At 54.1% G+C, this 20810-nt stretch carries 15 protein-coding genes; 8 read left to right on the forward strand and 7 right to left on the reverse strand.

Going from position 1 to position 20810, the window contains the following annotated elements; translation table 11 throughout:
* Positions 1–24 precede the first annotated feature (24 nt).
* From GNT65_RS05975 to fixA, 6 genes are all read right to left on the reverse strand, one after another.
* Complete coding sequence (locus GNT65_RS05975) at positions 25–1152, reverse strand: hypothetical protein (protein WP_160794360.1); 1128 nt, start codon at positions 1150–1152, stop codon at positions 25–27.
* Between the two features lie 257 nt (positions 1153–1409).
* A complete protein-coding gene (locus GNT65_RS05980; protein WP_239880609.1) occupies positions 1410–2666 on the reverse strand; it encodes an MFS transporter in 1257 nt (418 codons plus the stop codon).
* A gap of 447 nt (positions 2667–3113) precedes the next feature.
* Entirely contained in the window at positions 3114–3401 is a 288-nt protein-coding gene (locus tag GNT65_RS05985) for a ferredoxin family protein (RefSeq protein ID WP_160794364.1), read from the reverse strand.
* A complete protein-coding gene (gene fixC, locus GNT65_RS05990) occupies positions 3398–4690 on the reverse strand; it encodes an FAD-dependent oxidoreductase FixC (RefSeq protein WP_160794366.1) in 1293 nt (430 codons plus the stop codon). Before fixC ends, GNT65_RS05985 begins: the two co-directional genes overlap by 4 nt.
* A 65-nt stretch (positions 4691–4755) precedes the next feature.
* On the reverse strand, positions 4756–5697 hold the full coding sequence (locus tag GNT65_RS05995; protein ID WP_160794368.1) for an FAD-binding protein: 942 nt from the start codon (positions 5695–5697) through the stop codon (positions 4756–4758).
* Between the two features lie 14 nt (positions 5698–5711).
* A complete protein-coding gene (gene fixA / locus GNT65_RS06000; RefSeq protein WP_160794373.1) occupies positions 5712–6485 on the reverse strand; it encodes a putative electron transfer flavoprotein FixA in 774 nt (257 codons plus the stop codon).
* A gap of 909 nt (positions 6486–7394) precedes the next feature.
* On the opposite strand from fixA, the gene caiT reads away from it, so the two are divergent.
* The 8 genes from caiT (at position 7395) to GNT65_RS06040 (ending at position 18973) form a co-directional block, all read left to right on the forward strand.
* Positions 7395–8939 carry an L-carnitine/gamma-butyrobetaine antiporter gene (caiT, locus tag GNT65_RS06005; protein ID WP_160794375.1) on the forward strand — a complete coding sequence of 515 codons (1545 nt, stop codon included), beginning with the start codon at positions 7395–7397 and terminating at the stop codon, positions 8937–8939.
* Positions 8940–8991: 52 nt separating this feature from the next.
* Positions 8992–10128, forward strand: coding sequence for a crotonobetainyl-CoA dehydrogenase (gene caiA, locus GNT65_RS06010; protein WP_160794377.1), 1137 nt, complete (start codon positions 8992–8994; stop codon positions 10126–10128).
* A 160-nt stretch (positions 10129–10288) separates the two neighbouring features.
* Entirely contained in the window at positions 10289–11515 is a 1227-nt protein-coding gene (gene caiB, locus GNT65_RS06015) for an L-carnitine CoA-transferase (protein ID WP_160794379.1), read from the forward strand.
* Between the two features lie 8 nt (positions 11516–11523).
* A complete protein-coding gene (caiC, locus tag GNT65_RS06020; RefSeq protein WP_160794682.1) occupies positions 11524–13080 on the forward strand; it encodes a crotonobetaine/carnitine-CoA ligase in 1557 nt (518 codons plus the stop codon).
* A gap of 56 nt (positions 13081–13136) precedes the next feature.
* A complete protein-coding gene (gene caiD, locus GNT65_RS06025; RefSeq protein ID WP_160794381.1) occupies positions 13137–13922 on the forward strand; it encodes a crotonobetainyl-CoA hydratase in 786 nt (261 codons plus the stop codon).
* Between the two features lie 439 nt (positions 13923–14361).
* On the forward strand, positions 14362–15324 hold the full coding sequence (locus GNT65_RS06030) for an alpha/beta hydrolase (RefSeq protein WP_160794383.1): 963 nt from the start codon (positions 14362–14364) through the stop codon (positions 15322–15324).
* A gap of 266 nt (positions 15325–15590) precedes the next feature.
* Positions 15591–16502 (forward strand): LysR substrate-binding domain-containing protein, encoded by a 912-nt coding sequence (locus tag GNT65_RS06035; protein WP_160794385.1) that lies wholly within the window; start codon positions 15591–15593, stop codon positions 16500–16502.
* A gap of 128 nt (positions 16503–16630) precedes the next feature.
* Positions 16631–18973, forward strand: coding sequence for a penicillin acylase family protein (locus GNT65_RS06040; RefSeq protein WP_160794387.1), 2343 nt, complete (start codon positions 16631–16633; stop codon positions 18971–18973).
* A 111-nt stretch (positions 18974–19084) separates the two neighbouring features.
* On the opposite strand, the gene pfaD is transcribed toward GNT65_RS06040, so the two are convergent.
* Positions 19085–20722 carry an eicosapentaenoate synthase subunit PfaD gene (gene pfaD / locus GNT65_RS06045; protein ID WP_160794389.1) on the reverse strand — a complete coding sequence of 546 codons (1638 nt, stop codon included), beginning with the start codon at positions 20720–20722 and terminating at the stop codon, positions 19085–19087.
* Positions 20723–20810: the final 88 nt, after the last annotated feature.

Here is a 20810-nt window from a genome sequence, read left to right on the forward strand (position 1 = left end):
ATAGCCGATTGACCACACTGGCGGTTAGAAATAGTAGGCCATGCTGATGTTGATACGCTTGTCCCAATCGTCACCCACTTCGGGTAGGCCGACATGGTCGTTGTTGGCGGTAGAGAAGGTCATGTTTTTACCCATGATGAAGTCGATATGGGTGTAAGTTGGGCCCGCCGATAGCGCGGCACCTAAGACGTTCTGCATACTGTTGTCGTAGGTCTCGTCTTCAACGTCAGGTGTCATCAGGCCGAAATCGTTGTAGAACTTGATGCTGCCCCAATCGGTCGGGATAGTCTTAGCGATGTTCAGGTTATAGATTTGGCCTTTGGATGCCACCTCGTATTGCCAGCTCACCACGGATACGGCAATCTTGTTGTCGTCGACCGCATCGGCCGCATCAAATTCATATTGCATCGCCTGCAGCTGAATGTTCCAGCCGTCGAATACAGTGTTAAGGTGAGCCGCGACGGCGTAGCGATCGCCGTTGTTGCCGGTCTTGGCGTTGTAGATTTGGCCGGCCTCCAGCGATGCACCCAGCGTGGTGGTGCCGCCCTGGTGTTCGAAGGTGTAGGTTTGGCGCAGGTTGATCTGGTTGGTCTCTTCGTTGTTGTATTCGGTACCGTTAATGGTGCCAGTGTAGAGATCGGCGGCATAGCGTTTGTTCTCGGTTGGGCCATACTCGGCGCCCTTGTAGAAGGCCATGTCGGTATGCCAACCGTTACGCTCGAAGGTCGCCTTTACACCGATGTCATAGTCATCCTCGAAGCCCAGGTAGTAAGGTAGGCCGAACCAGTAACTATTCGAAATATAGTCGCGGTTGCCAAATGGCACCTGGTTGATACCCATCTGCAGTTGCCACTCAGGGTTGAGATCATAGAAGGCGTAGCCATACTTGATGTAGTTGGTGCCAGAGGTGAAACGATAGTCTGACTTCAATCCCCAGTTGCCTAACTTGCCATCAAATCTTAGTGAGGCCATATCGAATGAAAAGTCGCCGCCTTTGTCTTTAGAGCTCTCGCTATAGTCTTTGTAGGCATAGTTTACACGCACGGCGCCGTGGATATTAATGCCATCTTCTTCTGCTGCGAAAGTATTGAAACCAGTTAGAGCAATGGCACTAGCTAAAATAGAAAGACAAAATGTTTTTTTATTCATCATCATATTTCCAAATTAATTGTTTATTTGTGTTGCTTTATATTTACTTATTGCATTTATCTTTGTTGATATAAAACTCGTTATATATCCTGTTGTTTTTCAAAGTGTGCAAAACCTCCTTACCTGAACTCTGCAAGAGTGGTAATGATTTATTGATTGTCTTATTTCTGACTAATTAGTGTCCGAGAAAGCTATTTATTAAACGTTTTGTTTATCCTTGGTTTTATATGGATAATATTTGCCATAAATTTGCTCACTGTTTAAAAGCTTGCGGCGCTGGTGGTCTCCAGGGCGAGTCCCTTGGTCTCGGGGGCCATAAAGACAGAGACTAGCAAGCCCAATAGGGAGATCGCGGCGCCAACCAGCAGGGTGGCCGATATGCCATAGCTCGCCATGAAGAGAGGTAGGCCGTAGGTGGAGACGATAGTGCCTATACGACTGAAAGACATCACGGCACCCACTGCCGAGGCGCGAATTTCCGTTGGAAACAGTTCGTTAGGGTAGAGCCATTGCAGAATTCCCGGTCCGCCAGAGAAGAAGGCATAGATGGCAAACGCCGCCACAATCAGCCAGATGCTGGGGTTATTGACCACGCCAAGCAGTGCCAGCGCCCCTGTCATGATGGCAAAGCTGCCGATGAGTAGTGGACGGCGACCGACGGAGTTGAGCCAGTACATGGCCGGAATGCAACCCGCCATGAAGAAGATACTGATGACAATATTACCCAGGGCCGCATCTTTTCCATCGGTGAAGCCCAGCAGTTCGATGATTTCGGGACCAAAGGTATAGATGGCGAACATGGGGATCACCTGGCAGGTCCAGATAATGCCGACAAATAAGATACGTTTCAGATAAACCGGCTCGAACAGCTTGCTGTATTTAGTCTGCTCTGCGGTCTCAAAATTAAGGCTGATATCTTTGCCAAAAAATTGATTCATGACCTGCTTACACTCCTCGGTGCGTCCTTTCTTAAGCAGCCATCTTGGGGATTCCGGCAGGTGGAATCGTCCGAGAAGGATCACTAAACAGGGGATGACGGCGCTACCAAACATCCAACGCCAACCGTCGGCCACATCGTACAATAGGAAGCCTACCATGTTGGCCGCCGTCGCGCCCACGTACCACATAGCGGCGATGAAGCCCATGGTGAAGGCACGCTGTTTGGTGGGGGAGAATTCGGCAACCATAGAGGTGGCTATGGGGTAATCGGCGCCTATGACGATGCCGATTAAGAAGCGCAATATCACCAGTTCAATGGGAGAGGAGATGAACATGGTGGCAAAGGAGAGGACGGCGATGGCGATGATGTCTATCATGAACATCAACTTGCGCCCGAAGAGATCGGCGACATAACCAAATAGTGCCGTGCCGATAAACAGGCCGACCAGGGTCGCCGCGCCTACCAGTCCAATCCACTGGGCGTCCAGCTCAAGGGCAGGGGTGAGTTGCTGTAGGGCTAACCCTATGATGACTAACACATAACCATCGAGGAAGGGACCACCACTTCCCCATAACATTATTTTTTTATGAAGCGGAGTAAACTCCAAATCATCGAAACTTTTCTTTGATTTCATGCTTCTAACCACCGACTTAACTTGTTAATTGAAATCACAACTTGTCAGGTTGTGTCAGGCGTTAAAATGTACATAGGTTTAATTTTGTACATTTGATCTTTTTTATAATCTGTTGCCTGCGCTGTTATTCTATCTGGTTTACATTTTGTAAACGGTGATGTAACCAAGTTTTTTGTTCAGTTTTAAAGTCTGTTAATTGTTAATTTATAACTTCGTGATCGGTGTAGGGCTTTGGTTATTTTTTATCGCGCGCAATAAGACAAAAATTATTGATAATATCGGTTTAGATATTCAGCTATCTGAATACTCGATATCTCTTGCTGTATTATTGGCGCGATAATAACGATTAAAGACTCTAAATATATTTATCAAAATCCATTTAATAGCGCGTTAACCGTAACGGTATTCGATGCCGAACGTTCCCCTTGGGTATTCCCACTTTTCCAGAATGGTCTCGCCGCAGAGAAACTTGCAGGTGCCGCATTCCAGGCAACCGGCTGAGTCGAAACGTACGCTACCGTCTTGCTCAAGTTTATAGAGGCCCGCGGGGCAGGCGTTTACCAGCTTGCGAAACTCCTTAATATCTGGGTTATCTTTTAAAATGATGTGCGGGTGTCCCTCATCGACATAGAACTTATTGACACCCAATTTCACGTCGACATTGACTGCATCGGTCATATTGATGTGACTCCTTTATAACCATCTTTGATTAGGTTCATGAAACCCACCTCTTTACAGTGCTTCATCAAGGTCTTGCGTAGCGGCTGCGCAGGGGTCCCGTCTATGGTGAACATCTGGTGCATGATGTCGGCGACCATCTTAGGGTATTGATTGAAGATACGTGGTGTCTCCATGAAGGCGGGGAGCTGTTTGTACAGCTTCATGTCCTTCATCAGGAAGCTCTCTTCGAGCAGGCTCTGGTAGCTGCTCAGGCCCTGGGCCGAGAAATCCTGTTGCGCGCGGGCAGCCAATACGGCCTTGGCTGCGGCTTCACCCGAGGCGATGGCAAGATCCATCCCACGAACCGTATAGCCGACGTTGAGACAGAAACCGGCGGCATCACCCGTGATGAGCACGCCATCATCGACTAATTTAGGCACCATGTTCAGGCCTGCCTCAGGCACCACGTGGCCCGAGTACTCCAGCAGCTTGCCGCCTTCGATTAGCGGCTTGATGAGCGAGTGATTCTTAAAGTCTTCGAGCATCTGTGGCACGCTCTTATCCGATTCGCCTATGCCATGCAGACCACACACTATGCCCAGTGAGATGCTGTTGCGGTTGGTGTAGATAAAGCCGCCGCCCATCAGGCCATTGGAGGGAGAGCCGGCAAATAGCCAGGCGGCGCCCTCATCACCCTCGAGGTTAAATCTGTCTTTGATCACCGCCTCGGGGAGTTCGATCAGCTCTTTTGCACCGACCGCCATGGCATCGGCACTGACCTTAGGCTTCACCATGCCTAGCTGTTCACCCAGAACCGGGTTGACCCCTTCGGCTAAGATAACCGCCTTGGCGGTGAGTTCGTCGCCATCGGCCTTGACGCCGATAACCTTGCCATCCTGAGTGAGGATCTCGTCTACGCGGATCCCTGTGATAAATTGCGCGCCGACTTCTTCGGCCTTACCCATGAGCCACTGGTCGAATTCGCCCCGTAGCAGGGTATAAGATTCCTGCACCGGGCTTTGGTCGCGGCCGTTGTGATAGTCTAGGGTGACGCCTGTGTCATCGGTCAGGAAGGTGACCTTCTCCTTGGTGACCCTGCGCTCTATGGGGGCTTCCTTGGCAAAACCCGGGATGATCTTCTCCAGGCTATGGGCGTAGAGGCGTCCACCCGTCATGTTCTTGCTGCCGGCGTAATTACCGCGCTCGATCACCAATACATCGGCGCCCTCTTTGGCCAGGACATAGGCGGCGACGCAGCCTGCAAGCCCGGCGCCAACGATGATCGCGTCAAATGCTTCTTCTGACATATCTAGTCACTCTTCTTTCTGTTGAGGGAGAGTAGCCGGGTGGCCGGCTACCCGCCTTGGTCAGCCTAGCCTTTCATGGCCTCGATAAGGGCCGGTAGTACCTTGTTGATGTCGCCTACCAGGCCGTAATCTACATATTGGAAGATAGGCGCATTCTTATCCTTGTTGACCGCGAGTATGGTCTGAGAGCCTAAGGCACCAACCATGTGTTGGATCTGACCTGAGATCCCCAGCGCGAGATAGACGTCGGGCTTGAGCATGACGCCGGATACACCTACATAACGTTCACGCTCCATCCACTTCTCGGTTTCGGCGATAGGGCGAGAGCAGCCGAGTTCGGCCTGAATACTTGTGGCGAGTTCACCAGCCAGACCCAGGTTATCCAGGTTGCCGATGCCGCTGCCGACGGCGATAACGCGCTTGGCCTTACCCAGATCGACACTGTTGCCCTGTTTGACGCGGCGTTCGATGCAGGTGATCGTCTGCTTAGGTGCGACGAAAGGTAGTGAGACGCCTTCGCCTGTCAACGAGGTATCGGCCGCCTGTGCTTCGAAGGCGCCGCTGGCCAGGGTGACCAGGGCCACAGGGGAGGCGATCTTCTCTGTGCCGATAGCCAGGCCGCCGTAAACCATATGTTTGGCGGTGACGCCCTCATCCAGGGTGACCTCGGTAGCGTCGTTGATTAGGCCGGCTTCAAGCTGAACGCTGAGCTTAGCCGCCAGTGCCTTACAACGCTTGGTTGCCGGTAGCAACATCAGCGTTGGCTTGTCGCCATCATAGATCGCCTGGCTCATGGTTGTGGCATAATCTTCCACCATCTGAGTGTCGGCCTTGTTGCCCAGATAGTAGACGTGGCTGGCGCCGTAGGAGTAGGCCGTGGCGATATCGGCTTCGCTGCCGATAATAAAGGCAGAGACCTTTTCACCCAGTGCGCGACCACCGGCGATGGTTTCGGGTAGACGTGCAGCAATATCACTAAATACCCATACATTTGACAGTTTGCTCATCGTATTCCCCTCGATTAGTTAAGTGCTTTACGTAGATGGTCGGCAAAGGCTGCGATCTGCGCCTCATCATCGCCTTCGACTATGACCTGGGCGCGCTCGGCCTGTTTCGGTGCCACCACACTGATGGCGTCGACCAGCTTAGGCAGTGCTGCCATTTCCAGGTCTTCAGTGGTCAGATTGGTTACGGGCTTCTTAGCGGCCGCCAGGATAGTCTTCATCGATGGGATCTGAGGCTCATTGATGTCGGCAGAGACAGATATCACCGCCGGCAGGGCGATCTCCAGCACTTCAACTTCATCGTCCAGGGCTCTTTCGACCGTCAGAGTGGTTTCTGTTGCCGCGACAATCTTGCTGACGGCATTGATGGTGTTGACGCTGAGTAACTCACCTAGTTGCATGCCAACCTGTTGTGCGAACAGGTCGCCTGAGCCGTCACCGCAGAGGATCAGGTCGAATTCGCATTTGCGTGCAGCGCTAGCAAGCACACGAGCGGTTTGATGGGGCAGTAGTGCATCAAATTGCTCATCGACTACCAGGGTCAGATCGTCCGGACCACGAGAGAGGATATCCTTGCGAGCCTTTGGGTTATCCAGTGTCTTGCCGCCAACGCTTAAGGCGGTGAGCTGACTGCCCTCTACCATAGACTTGATCTGCACGCCCGCTTCCACGGCATTAAGATCGAATGGGTTGATCTTAGGGGCGGCCTTGTTGGTATCTATAGAACCATCGCCATTAACGGAAATATCTTGTTCTTCGGGGACCAGTTTATAGCAGGTAATAATTTTCATTATATCTCCAAATTATCAGTGTTTATTTAAGGCCTAATCAATAACGAGGTGACATTAATATGTTGTCGATAAACCCTTCGCTACGAGAGCTAGGTGTCACGTCTCTTGCTATTAATAAGGTTAAATCTAGAGTCGTTACAGATAGACGATAAATAAATTGTGTTTGCCATTCTGTTGATTGACTGTGTGGGCATTATAGGATCAGAAATATTTAATCTGATGTTACACGCTTCACATTTATGCTTTGAATTTATTTTTGGACGGGTAGACTTTCTAAAATATATATTAGTTGGGCTAATATTTATGGGTTTATTTAGTTTTTTTAAAATGGCTATAAGTTTGGCTAATAAAGTTTTTAAGATATCCTTATGACCTGTTTAGTGTGGCTTATCATCCTGATTTTAGTTTTTCTAATAGCAACTTTAGAATTCATTCTGTATGTTTTATTATGATTCTGTCTGTAAGTGTTTTTAAATGTAAGCTATTGTTTTTCAAGGGTTTGTATCTTATCCTTTCCTGGTTTTCTCTTAGGTTTAAATATGACGGAAGTCACTTTTTATTCATGCTTTGATATCGCGAGCACATGTTTTTTGTGATCGGTTCGATAGTTGTTTTCGACGTGTTTATCATCTTGGGTGATGCTTTTTTGCTTGTTTTTTTTGATTTTATTTATACGTGATAACGATCACTGAACAATTAAAGTTGCCGCGTATTATTTAAATGCCTGCTAAGCCTTTAATGAGTCAGATTTAATGATGAATTTAAAGTTGTGTGGTGAATCAAAATAAAAAACTGCTTATCAATTTTATGTAAAAGTGTTTATTGACCCCTGCTTATCAATAACACGAAGCATATTAATTAAATTGGCTTTTACCTATTGTCCTCCTATGAAGAGGGAGATCTATTAAGATGAACGAAAAAACCATGGGATTTGATCTCGCAGCGGGGAAAAAGAAGAAGGTCACAATTGAGCCTAAAATCTTTTTTCCTTCTCTGATAGCCGTCATATTGCTCTCTTACCTGACCGTGAGGGATCTCGATGCGGCAAACGTAATTATCAAGGATGTATTTCATTATCTAACCCACTCCTGGGGATGGGCATTCGAGTGGTACATGATAGCCCTGGCCATAGGTTGGGGTTGGCTGGTCTGGGGACCCTATGCAAACAACCGCTTGGGTCAGGAAAAGCCCGAGTTCAGCACAGGTAGCTGGATCTTCTTGATGTTTGCCTCCTGTACCTCGGCCGCAGTGCTCTACTGGGGGTCGCTAGAGGCTTACTACTATCTGACTTACCCACCCTTTGAAATCGAGTCTATGTCGGTGCAAGCCAAAGAGCTTGGGGTAGCCTATAGTCTCTTCCACTGGGGTCCCTTGCCTTGGATGGGCTATGGCTTCTTTACCGTTGCCCTGGGTTACTTCCTGTTTGTGAAGAAGATGGATGTGGTTCGTCCGAGCGGTACTCTTGAGCCGGTACTGGGTAAGCATCACAAGGGGATACTGGGTTCCTTCATCGACAACATCTATGTCGTGGCACTAATCCTGGCCATGGGTACCAGCCTGGGCTTGGCGACACCTTTGGTGACCGAGTGTATTCAGTGGTTGTTTGGCATCGAGCGTACCATTGAGGTCGATACCTTCGTTATCTCTGTGTGGATCATCTTTAACGCCGTGTGCGTGGCATTTGGTCTGACTAAGGGGATCAAAATAGCCAGTGATCTGCGTAGCTATCTGAGCATCATCATGCTGTTCTGGGTGTTCCTGATCGGTGCAACCAGCTTTACCGTCAACTACTTCACCGAGTCTGTCGGTGTGATGCTTGATTATCTACCACGCATGCTGTTCTACACTAGCTCTATCAGCGAAGGTAGCTGGCCACAGGACTGGACCGTGTTCTACTGGGCCTGGTGGGTCGTTTATGGTATCCAGATGTGTATCTTCCTCGCCAAGATCTCTCGCGGTCGTACCGTACGTGAGCTGTGTCTGACTATGGTATTGGGTCTAACCGCTTCTACCTGGTTCCTGTGGACCATCCTAGGCAGTAACACAGTTAACCTGATGCACGAAAGCGTCATCAACATGGGCCAGCTGATCCAAGATCATGGTGCGCCGCGCGCCATCATCGAGACCTGGGCAGCCTTACCCATGAGCACTATCACCATGTGGGGCTTCTTCATTCTCTGTTTCCTCGCCACAGTTACGCTGATCAACGCCTGTTCTTACACCCTGGCAATGTCGACCTGTAAGGGTGCCGATGCCGACAACGAACCACCTGTGTGGATCCGTGTGGGTTGGTCAGTGCTGGTAGGTGTTATCGGTATCGTGTTGCTGTCGCTCGGTGGGTTGAAACCCCTGCAGACCGCCATCATTGCCGGTGGGGCGCCGCTGGTGATCGTCAACATCCTGGTGATCATCTCGTTCTTGAAAGATGCACGTAAAAACAAATGGGCTTCTTAGGCTGGAGTTCCTCCACCTAAGCAGTCGTTAACCGTAAAGATAGGAATATACGATGGACTTTAAATTAACCGACGAACAAGAGCTATTCGTTTCTGGTATTCGCGATCTGATGGCGAAGGAGAACTGGGAAAGCTATTTTGCCGAGTGTGATGAAAATAGCCAGTACCCTGAAAGGTTTGTCAAAGAGCTGGCCGAGATGGGTATCGATAGCCTGCTGCTGCCTGAGGAGCACGGTGGATTCGAAGAGGGCATGGTAACCCTCACTGCAATCTGGGAAGAGCTGGGTCGCCTGGGCGCCCCTACCTATGTCCTGTATCAACTACCTGGCATCGCCACTGTGCTGAGACACGGCAACCAAGATCAGATCGATAAGATCATGGCGCTGCGTGGCACGGGTAAGCAGATGTGGAACTCGGCGATTACCGAGCCAAGCGCGGGTTCAGATGTGGGCAGCCTGCTGACCACCTACAAGCGCCGTAACGGCAAGGTCTACCTGACGGGTAGCAAGTGCTTCATCACCAGCGCCGCCGGCATCCCATACGTGGTGGTGATGGCCAAAGATGCGGACAGCGAGAAGCCAATCTTCACCGAATGGTTTGTCGACATGACCAAGCCTGGCATCAAGCTGAGCAAGCTGCCCAAGCTGGGTCTTAAGATGGACAGCTGCTGTGAGTTGCAGTTTGACGAGGTCGAGCTGGAAGAATCAGACATGTTCGGTATCGAGGGTAACGGCTTCCTGCGAGTGAAGGAGGAGTTCGACTCTGAGCGCTTCCTGGTGGCATTGACCAACTATGGCGCGGCCTACTGCGCCTTCGAAGATGCGGCCAAATACGCCAATCAGCGCGTACAGTTTGGCGAGACTATCGGTCGCTTCCAGCTGATCCAGGACAAGTTCGCCCATATGGCCATCAAGCTGAACAGCATGAAGAACATGGTCTATGAAGCGGCATGGAAGTGCGACCAAGGCACCATGACTTCCGGCGACTCGGCCATGTGTAAATACTTCTGTGCCAATGCAGGTTTCGAGGTGATCGACTCTGCCATGCAGGTATTGGGTGGCTACGCTATCGCAGGTGAACATCGCATCGGCCGTATGTGGCGCGACATCCGTGTCGACCGCGTATCAGGCGGCTCAGATGAGATGCAGATCCTGACGCTGGGCCGTGCCGTGTTGAAGCAATATCGCTAAACGGGGAGGGTAGCGGCGCGGCTCCCAGCGTCGCTGCCCAAGGTTGGCGGTGTGATGGCCGCCATCTCCTCACAATCTCATTAACGTTGAAAATTCGCTACCGCATTGATGCCTGTGCATCAGTGCCGGGGACGGGTTTGTGTGAAAAAGGATGCTAGATATGTCGAAAAAGTTATTTACCCCGCAATTTGGTCCCCTGTCGGGCCTGCGTGTGGTGTTCTCAGGGATTGAAATTGCCGGCCCATTCGCGGCGCAGATGTTAGCAGAGTGGGGCGCCGAGGTGATCTGGATTGAAAACGTCGCCTACGCCGATACTATTCGCGTGCAGCCTCACTATCCAGAGCTGTCACGTCGTAACCTGCATGCCCTGTCGCTGAACATCTTTAAGGATGAAGGCCGCGACGCCTTCCTTAAGTTGATGGAGACCACTGACATCTTTATCGAGGCCAGTAAGGGCCCTGCCTTTGCCCGTCGCGGCATTACCGATGAGGTGTTATGGCAACACAATCCTAAGTTGGTTGTCGCTCACCTGTCAGGCTTCGGCCAGTACGGCACCGATGAGTACACTAACCTGGCCGCCTACAACACCATCGCCCAGGCCTTCAGTGGTTACCTGATTCAAAACGGCGACAAAGACCAGCCTATGCCGGCCTTCCCTTATACCGCAGACTATTTCTCAGGCATGACGGTGACTACGGCGGCCCTGGCGGCCCTACACAAGGTACGCGAGACGGGTGTCGGCGAGAGTATCGATGTGGCCATGTATGAGGTGATGCTGCGCATGGGGCAGTACTTCATGATGGACTACTTCAACGGCGGCGAAGTCTGTCCACGCATGACCAAAGGTAAAGATCCTTACTATGCCGGTTGCGGCCTCTACAAGTGTGTCGACGGCTATATTGTCATGGAGCTGGTGGGTGCCATGCAGATCGAAGAGATGTTTAAGGACATGGGGATCAGCCACCTGTGGGGCACGCCAGAGATCCCTGAGGGCACCCAGCTTATCCATAGGGTGGAATGCCCCTTCGGCGACGAGGTGGAGTCCAGCCTGGACAACTACCTCAATGGCAAGACCATCGAATTCGTGTTGGCCCGCTTTGCCGAGCTGAAGATTGCCTGTGCCAAGGTGCTGACCATTCCCGAGCTGGAAGGCAATCCGCAGTACCAGGCCCGCGAGTCGATCACCGAGTGGACCAACATCGACGGCAAGGCCTGTAAGGGCCCGAACGTTATGCCTAAGTTCAAGAACAACCCTGGCAAGATCTGGCGCGGCATGCCTAAGCATGGCATGGATACCGCGGCCATCTTGGGCGACATCGGCTATTCGGAAGCAGAGATCGCGGCGCTAAGCGCCAAGGGACTCGCCAAGGTGTTTGAAGCTAAGTGAGGCAAGTGATGGATATCGTGGGCAGCAGAACATTAAGGTGCATGTGGCAGGAGCGTGCGCAGCAGTACGGTGATAACACGGCATTGATCTATGAAGATGCTGGCGGCGATATCCGCAGCTTTACCTATCAATCCCTGGACGCCCAGATCAACCGGGCGGCCAACCTCTTCCTCAAACAGGGGATAGCCAAGGGCGACAAGGTGGCGGTGCAGCTCTATAACAGCCCTGAATTTATCTTCTGCTGGTTTGGCCTCGCCAAGATAGGCGCGGTGATAGTGCCTATCAACACCCAATATGTGCAGGGAGAATGCCGGCACATACTGACCAAGTGTGACGTCAGGGCCCTGGTGACTGAGCCAAGCTTTCTGCCTATCTATGAGGCGTTGGCGGCGAAGGGGCAAAGGCTCGAGCAGATCTTCGTCGCCCGCGCGCCGGGTGAGCCTTATCAAGGCCTGGTGAATTTCGATGACCTATTGGCGCTGCAGTCTTCCACCCTGGATACCTATGTGCCACTGGATAGCGAAGATCCCGCCGAGATCCTGTTTACTTCGGGGACGACATCCTTGCCCAAGGGGGTGGTGCTCACCCACTGCAACCTGCAGTTTGCCGGCCACTACACCGCTTGGCAGACCCGGTTGGCGGCCAGGGACAGGTATCTCTCCATGATGCCTAATTTCCACATCGATTTTCAGTGCAACGCGGCCATGGCGGTATTTGCCGTGGGCGCCTGCCTGGTGATGCTGGAGAAATACAGTGCCCGTCGGTTCTGGAAGCAGATTTGCGACTATCGCGCCACGCTGACCCATAGCATGCCGATGATCTTACGCACCCTTATGTTGCAACCCGTGGCCGAGGGGGAAGACCAGCATTGTCTGCGTGACATGTTGTTCTTCATGCATATCTCGGATCAGGAGAAGCTGGATTTCGAGACGCGCTTCAAGGTGACCCTGTTCAATTCCTACGGCATGACAGAGACCCTGGTGGGACTGATCGGCGATACGCCGGGCGAGCCCCGCCACTGGCCGTCAATTGGACGTCCCGGGCTGGGTTATGAGGCCAAGGTGACCGACGAGACCGGCCATGAGGTGGCGCCCAACGTGGTGGGCGATCTCTGGGTCAAGGGCGTGCCTGGCCGCAGCCTGTTTAAGGAGTACTACCAAGACCCTCAGGCCACCCAGGCGGCGCTGCGTTGCGACGGCTGGCTCATCACTGGGGATAAGGCCTATGTGGATGAGCGGGGGCTGTTCTACTTCGTCGATCGCAAGAGCAACATGATCAAGCGTTCGGGCGAGAACATCTCCAGCACCGAGGTGGAGAACATCCTCATGTCCCATCCCGCTATTCAGGATGCCGCTGTCATAGGCGTGGCCGATCCCATTCGCGATCAGGCCGTCAAGGCGTTCGTCATCTTTGCCCCCGGTATGTCGCTGACCGTCGAGGAGATATTGGCGTTTTGTAGCGCCAACATGGCCAAGTTTAAGGTGCCCAGTGTGGTGGAGATCCGCAAGAGCTTTCCCCGCACCTGCACCTGCAAAGTCGATAAGAAACTGCTCGAGTGCCAATGAGGCATGAGCAGCACAAATTTTCCGTTATCACGCGATAACTTAACTGGAGTAGTAACATGAGCGAATCATTACACGTGACCCGTAATGGCAGCATCTTAGAGATCGTTTTAGACCGACCTAAGGCCAATGCCATCGATGCAAAAACCAGTTACGAGATGGGAGAAGTCTTCCTGGCATTTCGTGACGATCCCGAGCTTAGAGTTGCCATCATTACCGGTGCCGGTGCCCGTTTCTTCTCTGCGGGCTGGGATCTCAAGGCGGCGGCCGAGGGTGAGGCGCCAGACGCCGACTTCGGCCCGGGCGGTTTCGCCGGTCTGACCGAGCTGTTTGACCTAGACAAGCCGGTGATCGCCGCGGTTAATGGCTACGCCTTCGGTGGTGGTTTCGAGCTTGCCCTGGCGGCAGACCTGATCGTCTGCGCCGACAACGCCAGCTTCGCCCTGCCAGAGGCCAAACTAGGCATAGTACCAGACAGCGGCGGTATGCTGCGTCTGCCTAAGTTGCTGCCTGCCCCTATCGTCAACGAGTTGATGATGACGGGCCGCACCATGGACGCCCAGGAGGCATTGCGCTGGGGCGTGGTCAACCGCGTGGTTGAACAAGAAGCCCTGATGGCGACGGCTCGTGAGTTGGCAAACGAGATCAGCCAGAGTGCACCGCTGGCGCTGGCGGCCATCAAGGAGATCTATCGCGAGACGGGTGAGCTGTCTGTCGAGCAGGGCTATGCCCATATTCGCAGCGGTCAGCTTAAGCACTATCCGAGTGTGCTGCACTCTGAAGATGCGCTGGAAGGCCCGGCGGCCTTCGCCGAGAAACGCGATCCTGTGTGGCAGGGCAAGTAAGCCACAATGCGTGCAAATTGGGATGGAGGTCGCCTAAGGAAGGTGCGAATAAGTCCCGTGCTTGCTCTGCGAGTGCTTATAGTGGATAGATGCAAGGCACAGTTTGCAGCGAATGGCCCTAGTCCTTCGCAAGAACTGTAACGCAGCAAATACCGCTGTAAGCCTCGCCCTGCGGGGCTTTGACAGCAACACCATTTCGGCGTTATTCAACTTCAGCAGGCCTTGGCATGCCCTCAGTTGAATGCCTTGAACTGTCGTTGCTATCAAAGCCAGAGCTGTGCGACGACTTGTTCGCACCTTCCCTAACGGGGGCCTCCATTTCTGTATCTTTATCAGCAAGATGAGACCGGACGTGCCTTGTGATTGGCGACGGTGAGAATTAAGGAGCGCAGCTTGGGGACGACTCAATCTAAGGCGCTTTAAGTATAAGGAGTTAGTCATGCCACTCGATCCCGAGGTTGCGCAATTTTTACAAGAGGTTGAAGACTCAGGGGCGCCCGCCTATGAGACGATGACGCCCGCAGAGGCCAGGCGTCAGGAGCTGACGGATCTTGCCATTGCCAAGGCGGGTAGAACGCCGGAGGCGGTGGGTGAGGTGATCCACAGCTTTATTCCCGGTCCGACGGCGGATCTGCCCGTGCGCATCTATCGCCCACTGGGGGTAGAGGTGCCTGGGGCTGGCGCGCCGGCGTTGATCTTTATCCATGGTAGCGGCTGGGTGGTCTCCAATATCGAAACTAACGATCACTTTAGCCGGGCACTGGCTAATCGCACCGGTGCCGTGGTGATCGCTGTTAACTATCAGAAGGCGCCCGAGCACAAGTTTCCTATTCCCATGGACGACTGCTACAGCGCGACGCTCTGGGTGTTTGAGCAGGCCAAGGCTCTGGGGCTGGATCCTAAGCGTATCGGCATCATGGGCGACAGCGCCGGGGGCAATCTGGCCGCCGCGGTGACCCTGAGGCTGCGCGATGAGATGGGGCCGCTGCTGGCATGCCAGGTGCTGGTGTATCCGGCGGTGCATTATGGCTGGGACACGGACTCGGCTAAGCTCCACGGCACAGGCTACCTGCTGCAAAGAGAGAGCATGAAATATTACTGGGGGCATTATCTTCGCAGTCCGGCCGATGGGCAAAACCCCTATTGTTCGCCCTTAAATGCCTCTAGCCATAGCTGTCTGCCGCCGGCGCTCATCTATACCGCCGAGTACGACCCTCTGTGCGACGATGGCTTCAACTATGCGCAGAAGCTAAAACTGGCCGGGGTGCCTGTGTCTTACAAGATGTATGAGGGTACGATTCACGGCTTTATCAAGATGTTACAACGTTTTACTCAGGCGCAGACCTTTCTCGATGAGCTGAGTGAGGCGGTAAGGCCGCTGCTGGCCCCACAAGGGGAGTAGAACACAGCCGATTGCGGGGCGATAGCCAGGACTATCGCCGCCGAGTGATGGGGAGCTTCCACAGGATCTTCTGTCTCACGCCGTTTAATGCCTATCTCGTGGTCGATATCACTGTTTCAATCTTGTCACTTAGTGATCTTAGTCTGATTACCACAATTAATCAGTAATTTAACCTGGTGTTAACTTAGATATTGTGCGCGGCGTTACATATTTTCGCTAGCTCCCTTGTTAGCATTTTGATTCGGTTTTCGCTTTGCTAAAGAATCATGAATAATAATATTCCGCTAAGAGCGCTGCAGATATTTGAGGCATGTGCCAGGTTAGAAAGTTGTTCCCTCGCGGCTAATGAGCTGTGCATTACCCAGAGCGCGGTGTCGCAGCAGATAAAGCAGCTGGAAGACTATTTCTTAGAGAAGTTATTTTACAGGCAAGGTGGAAAGATCAACCTCACCGAGGCGGGCATAGAGCTCAGAGAGCGTCTGGCGCCGGTGTTTTACGATCTCAACAGCGTCTGTTCCAGCCTGGTACAGAACATGGCGGGTGAGGTGAGGGTGCATTCCTACACCTCCCTGGCGGCCAGATGGCTGGTGCCTAAGATGGAGCAGCTTAGGCAGATGTATCCCGAGCTCAATATCAATGTCGGCATGTTTCAGAACGATATCGAGATGAGCGACATGATCGCCGATATCTTCATCGTCACTCGCGAGTGTCAGGACGGTTATACCATCATCCCTCTGGTCACCGAGAAGCTGGTGGCCTTCTGCAGCCCTGAATATCTTGCCCAGTCTGAGGGGATCAGCCTGGCGACCCTAGATCAACACTGCCTGCTCTACTCCAAACATAAAGATTATGGCGTCGACTGGGATACCTGGTTTAGAAACAATGATATCGCCATCAGTCCCAACCAGAAGAAGATCTTCTTCAATCACAACATGCTGGCGGTACAGGCTGCCATCTACGGCCAGGGGATAGTATTGGGACTGGAGCAGACACTCAAGGTGGAGCTGGACTCAGGTAATCTGGTGAAGCTGGACCTGCCCACCTGTCTCTCCGGGCTGACCTATTACATCGCCTATAAGACCTCCAAGAAGCGCGACGCACGTATCATGCGTATCGTCGATTGGATCATCGACAACTATCCGGGGGATCATCCGGGAGATCGCACCCTGGCGCGTTAACCCGCATCTCATGGGTTAGTGCCGTTTGGCCCTTGCCTAGGGGACAAAACAATTTCGTTTTTAGGTACTTAACAAGTAAGCAACTTTTGTTATGATGAGTTTCCATTGACTTATCACTGGCTTATCTCATGTTAAGACACCTGAAAACCCTGTTGCTTATCCTGCTGTCGCTTATTTTTCTGGTGGTGGTCGGCGTCTATGTCAGCCTCAATCTCAGCCTGCCCAAACTCTCCGGAGAGGTTCCGACCAGTCAGATCTCGGCCAAGACGAGCATAGGGCGGGATCGTCTGGGCACCGCGGTGATCCACGCCGAGAATCGACAGGATGCCGCCTTTGCCCTGGGGTTTGCCCATGGCCAGGACAGGTTCTTTCAGATGGATCTGCTCAGGCGCAACTCTGCCGGCGAGCTGGCCGAGCTGTTTGGCAAGCCTGCTGTAAAACTTGATGAGTCGCGCCGTTTTCATCAGCTGAGAGCGCGCGCCGAGCAAATCTATCACCGTCTGCCCACCGCTCAGCAACAGCTGTTGCGGCGCTATGCCGACGGCGTCAACCGGGCGATCGCCGAGCAGTCGCTGCCCTCATTCGAATACCTGCTCACCCGCGCCAAGCGCCAGCCGTGGCGACCCGCCGACAGCCTGCTGGTGATCTACAGCATGTATCTGGATCTGCAGGGCAATACTCTCAAGCGGGATCTGGCTCTCGAACATATCGAGCGCCGCTTCGGCAGCGGCATGCGCGCCTTCATCACCCAGACCTCAAACTATCAGGCGGCGCTGGATGACAGTCTGTTTCCCTCGGATCCACCGGCTATTCCCAAGGTCAGTGCAAGCTTAAGCCCCAGTCAAAAGCAGAGCACGGCCTCGACCCTGGCTCAGCGCCTGGCGGTGACCATAGAGGAGCCCGTCGAGGTGGGCAGCAACAACTGGGCGGTGACCGGCAAGATGACCCGCACCGGCAGCGCCATGCTCTCTGACGATATGCACCTCTCCTTCGCCGTGCCCATCATCTGGTACCGTGCGCAGCTAAACTACCCTGACGGTGACGGCAGGGCGGTGCAGGTGACAGGCGTGTCCCTGCCTGGCGCGCCGGCGATCGTTGTCGGCAGCAACGGCAAGCTGGCATGGGGCTTTACCAACGCCTATATCGATACCGCCGATTGGGTAGCGCTGGACAAAGATGAGCCGCTCGAGGTGGTCCACGAGATCATCAAGCTGCCCAAGGGCGAGCTGGACTATCCCCTCACGCTGTCGCATTTCGGTCCGGTTCGCCGCCTAGGGGAACAGGCCTATGCCTTGGCCTGGGTCGCCCATCAGGAGTATGCGGTCAACATGGAGCTGATGGCGCTGGAGCAGATAGATAATGTGCCCGAGGCGATGGCCAAGGCCAGCGGTTTCGGTATCCCGGTGCAGAACCTGATGCTGGCCGATGACAAGGGCCACGCCGCCTGGCAACTTGCCGGCGCCGTCCCTGCCCGAACCAATACCAGCGATATCGCATTACCAGGCGAAGAGGTAGCCTGGGATAAGTGGCAAGAGAGAGACGAGGCGCTGCCGTCGCTACAGGATCCCACGAGCGACAGGTTATGGAGTGCCAATGCCAGGGTGATGTCGACCCAGGAGGCACAGCGTTATGGCGATGGTGGTTATGCCCTGGGGGCCAGGAGCGCACAGATTCGTGACCGGCTGCTGGAGCAGGAGCAGTTCGACGAGAGCGATTTCTATCGCATTCAGTTAGATAATCAGGCTCGCTTTTACCGTCCCTGGCAGGCCTTTCTGCTGCAAGCTTTAATGCGCGAGCCCAAGCGTTTTGCTAAGGATATAGTGCAGCTGCGTGACTGGCAGGAATGCGCCTGCGCCGAGTCGGTGGGCTTTACCCTGGTGAAGGCGTTTCGCAGCCAGATGTTAGACAGCGCCTTCGCGCCGGTAGAAGCCGAGCTAAATAGCGCTAAGCTGAGTCTCTCTGTGCTCAAGCGTTACCTGGAGCCCGCTATCTGGCAACTGCTAAAGCAGCAGCCTGTCGACTGGCTACCACAAGATGTCGCCGACTGGGATGAGCTGGTGATCGCCAGCTATGTCACCGCCCGTGACGAGCTGCTGAATAAGTACAGCGAGGATGGTGAGCTGAACGCGCTCAATTGGGGGCGGGTCAACACCCTGACGATACAGCACCCCTTTAGCCGCCAGTTCCCGCTGCTTAGCCGCTGGCTGGATATGCCTAAGGTGGCCGGTTTCGGCGATACCTTCATGCCGGCGGTGCAGCGCAAGAGCTTCGGCGCCTCCCAGCGCTTCATCGTGCAGCCGGGCTATGAGGAGCGGGCCATCATGGCGATCCCCGGCGGTCAATCGGGCCACCCCTTATCGAAATACTATCGCGCCGGCTTTGGCGAGTATGCCCGCGGCGCGGCGACGCCGCTGTTACCGGGGGAGATAGAGGCCAGACTGACCCTGATGCCGAGCCAGGAGCAAGACTGATTCATCAGATCTCGGCCTCAGATGTTTGAACCGACAAAAAAGCCACCCTAGGGTGGCTTTTATTTGTCTATGCAGCGCTTAGCTAACATTCGAGTTAGCGGGTGGTCAGGCTCACGCCAGTGCCACCTGGGGCTTGTAACGCAAAAGCTCGCCAGGCAGCTTGATCCCCTGTGCCTTGATGGCGTTGACCCGCGCCAGATAGGCGGCGCCGTACATCAGGTGCTTGGCCAGATCCACCGCATGACGCTTGCTGTAGTCATCCAGATAGCTGCCCTTGGCCCACTGGTTGAAGGCGCCCAGAGCGGGGCCCGCCCAGACCTGATAGTCCATCTCGCGGCCTGGCTCGCCGGTGTTTGACCAGCGGCTCGACAGCCCCAGGTACCAGCGGAAGATAAGCGCCATCTTACGCTTGGGATTGCCCTCGGCGCGTTCTATCTGCTTAGGGTCGCGCTCATTAAAATGAGCGACGGTGCCGGCCCAGATCTCATCCAGGCTGGCGCGAAACACCTGCTTCTCCAGCTTGTCGCGCTCATCAGCAGGTATCGCCTCTATCGAGTCGTAGCGGCTGTAGATCTCATACAGCTTGTTGGCACGCATGGGGAATAGTGTGCCGCGCTTGACCACCTGTAGCTTAACGCCCATCTCAAACATGTCGGCGGCCGGCGCCATGGTGACATCGGCCATCTCTGTGGTGGCCAGCAGCTTGCGGGTGTGCTCGCTGGCCCCCGCTTCGACACAGGATTGGTTGATGGAGCCTGTTACTATGTAGGCCGCGCCCATGTTGAAGGCCGCCAGGGTCGCATCCGGGGTGCCTATGCCGCCGCCACAACCGACGCGCAGGGGCGTGGCATATTGGTACTTGTCCTGGATCTCCTCCTTGAGCGCCAAAATGGTCGGCAGCAGGGTCACCAGGGGACGGTTATCCGTGTGGCCGCCCGAGTCTGCCTCGGCGGTGATATCGTCGGCCATGGGTACAGCCTGGGCCATCTCCATCTGATCACGGGTGATCAGCCCCTCGTCCACTAACTTCTGCAGCATCTTGGCGGGCGCAGGCTGCATAAACTTCTCGGCGACCTCGGTGCGGCTCACCTTGGCGATCACCTTGTTGCCTATGACGATGTGACCGTTGGCGTCGCGGCTCAGGCCGGCGGCGCGATAGTAGACGATCTGTGGCGTCAGCCCCAGGAAGGCCGAGGCCTCGACCGTGCGCACCTTGTGCTTGAGGAAGAGCTCGACGCTGCCGCGCTCCAGTGCGGGTTCGCTAGGGCTATGGATCAGGTTGAACATGTAGGGGCCGTTTGGCAGCGCCGCCTGGATGCGTGCGATCGCCTGCTCGACTCGGCTGGGGATGAGTCCTGCGGCGCCGAATGAGCAGAGGATCCCCGCCTTACCCAGGGCGATCACTAGCTCTTCCGACGAGATGCCGTTGGCCATGGCGCCGGCATAGTAGGCGTACTTGACGCCGTGTACCCGGCGAAAGTTACCATCGCCCAGGCTCTCTGTGCCCAGGGCCGGGGTGAAGGCGCTGACCGGATGGCCCGAGGCCTGAGCGCCAGAGCCCTGATTATTGGTCATCAGGCTTGCCTCGGTGGCGATGCCCACGCCCAGATCGCTGTCGTTGACCAGGTAGCAGGCGCGGCTAAAATCTTTGAGCGCAGTAGCCATGGCGGCCGTGTCGAAGCTTATCTTGCTGTCGCTTACCTGCCAGGGCCAGGGAGAAAGCTGCTCGTTTGTGGTAGTCGGATTCATCTAATAAAAGACCTTTTTCGTCTTGGGCGATCCGGGAACATGCCTGTTTTATAAGGCATGACCCGTATCGACCGATTTTCTTATGTTG

The sequence above is a fragment of the Shewanella insulae genome, from assembly GCF_009831655.1.
GTDB classification, from domain to species: domain Bacteria; phylum Pseudomonadota; class Gammaproteobacteria; order Enterobacterales; family Shewanellaceae; genus Shewanella; species Shewanella insulae.

Coding starts and splice junctions, on each gene's coding strand:
- GNT65_RS05975 (WP_160794360.1), bottom strand. CDS start 1,152: ATGATGAATAAAAAAACATTTTGTCTTTCTATTTTAGCTAGTGCCATT.
- GNT65_RS05980 (WP_239880609.1), bottom strand. CDS start 2,666: ATGTTATGGGGAAGTGGTGGTCCCTTCCTCGATGGTTATGTGTTAGTC.
- GNT65_RS05985 (WP_160794364.1), bottom strand. CDS start 3,401: ATGACCGATGCAGTCAATGTCGACGTGAAATTGGGTGTCAATAAGTTC.
- fixC (WP_160794366.1), bottom strand. CDS start 4,690: ATGTCAGAAGAAGCATTTGACGCGATCATCGTTGGCGCCGGGCTTGCA.
- GNT65_RS05995 (WP_160794368.1), bottom strand. CDS start 5,697: ATGAGCAAACTGTCAAATGTATGGGTATTTAGTGATATTGCTGCACGT.
- fixA (WP_160794373.1), bottom strand. CDS start 6,485: ATGAAAATTATTACCTGCTATAAACTGGTCCCCGAAGAACAAGATATT.
- caiT (WP_160794375.1), top strand. CDS start 7,395: ATGAACGAAAAAACCATGGGATTTGATCTCGCAGCGGGGAAAAAGAAG.
- caiA (WP_160794377.1), top strand. CDS start 8,992: ATGGACTTTAAATTAACCGACGAACAAGAGCTATTCGTTTCTGGTATT.
- caiB (WP_160794379.1), top strand. CDS start 10,289: ATGTCGAAAAAGTTATTTACCCCGCAATTTGGTCCCCTGTCGGGCCTG.
- caiC (WP_160794682.1), top strand. CDS start 11,524: ATGGATATCGTGGGCAGCAGAACATTAAGGTGCATGTGGCAGGAGCGT.
- caiD (WP_160794381.1), top strand. CDS start 13,137: ATGAGCGAATCATTACACGTGACCCGTAATGGCAGCATCTTAGAGATC.
- GNT65_RS06030 (WP_160794383.1), top strand. CDS start 14,362: ATGCCACTCGATCCCGAGGTTGCGCAATTTTTACAAGAGGTTGAAGAC.
- GNT65_RS06035 (WP_160794385.1), top strand. CDS start 15,591: ATGAATAATAATATTCCGCTAAGAGCGCTGCAGATATTTGAGGCATGT.
- GNT65_RS06040 (WP_160794387.1), top strand. CDS start 16,631: ATGTTAAGACACCTGAAAACCCTGTTGCTTATCCTGCTGTCGCTTATT.
- pfaD (WP_160794389.1), bottom strand. CDS start 20,722: ATGAATCCGACTACCACAAACGAGCAGCTTTCTCCCTGGCCCTGGCAG.